This window comes from Massilia aurea, from assembly GCF_024753205.1.
Classification (GTDB): domain Bacteria; phylum Pseudomonadota; class Gammaproteobacteria; order Burkholderiales; family Burkholderiaceae_D; genus Telluria; species Telluria aurea.
In genome coordinates, this window is record NZ_JANUGZ010000027.1 from 1 (window position 1) to 1,114 (window position 1,114).

General features: G+C 59.0%; 1 pseudogene. It reads right to left on the reverse strand.

Going from position 1 to position 1,114, the window contains the following annotated elements:
* Positions 1-327, reverse strand: a pseudogene (locus NX775_RS23880) (TolC family protein); the annotation flags it as partial.
* Positions 328-1,114 lie beyond the last annotated feature (787 nt).

Genomic DNA, 1,114 nt, shown 5'->3' on the forward strand with positions numbered 1-1,114 from the left:
TATACGGCCGGCTTGGACAAAGTCGGCTTCGGACACGCCAAGCTCTGCTAGCGAAGCCTGGAGGCCGCGGTTGTTGAGCAATGCAATCTGCACCGCAGAGTCAGGCGTCAGAGGTGCCGACAGGAGCTTGGAGACTTGGGCAGAGCTAGCCTGCGCGTCACTGTCGTTCCTTTCGCCCGTCACGCCGAAGCCGGTACGGGGCTGCGTCAGCTTTGAGACGTCGCCCGCTGCGCCGTCGTTAGACAGCGTCGAGCATCCGGCTAGAACCGATACGGCCAGTAAAAGACTGGAAGTCTTCAGTAATGGTGTGAAAACGATAGGCCTCATTTCTTCGCCTCTTTTGCTTGTTGCTGATGCTGTTCGTGTGCCGCTTCACTCGCTGCACCATTTGCAGGGACCGGGCGAGAAATTGTGGCCGGTTTTTTTTCCTGGCCCATCTTATGTCCTGCGTGTGGGTCGGGCTTTGACACCGGCGCCATTTGATGACCCGCGTGCGGGTCTGACTTTGGAGCCGGTGCCATTTGATGACCTGTGTGTGCCGTCGGCGAAGGTTGGCCAGTACGGGCCGCCCGAGCGACAGCTTGAGCTGGCATCTGATGCCCTGCATGCGACGCCTGACCAGCTGGTTCAGCTGGTGTTCCGTGGCCAGAAGGGGTGCCTGGATTTGCGCCTTGGGTCGGCATCGCGTGCCCAGCGTGACCGCTAGCATCTTGGGCTGCCGGCGTGTGACCGGCGTGAGCGCCGCCATGCATACCCTCGTTCGCAACCGTAGCGTTAGCTTCTTTCCACACTTTGTCGGGCGAGACAGTGGTGTCCTGAGCGACCCTGTAAGTCGAAAAAACTGAGGTATAGGTTGTTTGTGGAACGTGAGCAGCCGGGTCGGCGGCTTTGAGAGAAGCTGGTGACTCGCCCGCGATGGACGCGAACGAGGTCAGGGCTACCGCACTGGCGGCAGCAAAACTTTTAGAGAACATAGTTGTCCCAAAATCGAAAGTAGACGCGCAGCAGTAGTGCGCGACAAAAACACGACGGAATACAAGCGAATACGCGCGTCGTTGCTACCGAAAACGATTAAGCGGCGAGATGTCGAGGGGGACGTTCGAGACTGTCTGGG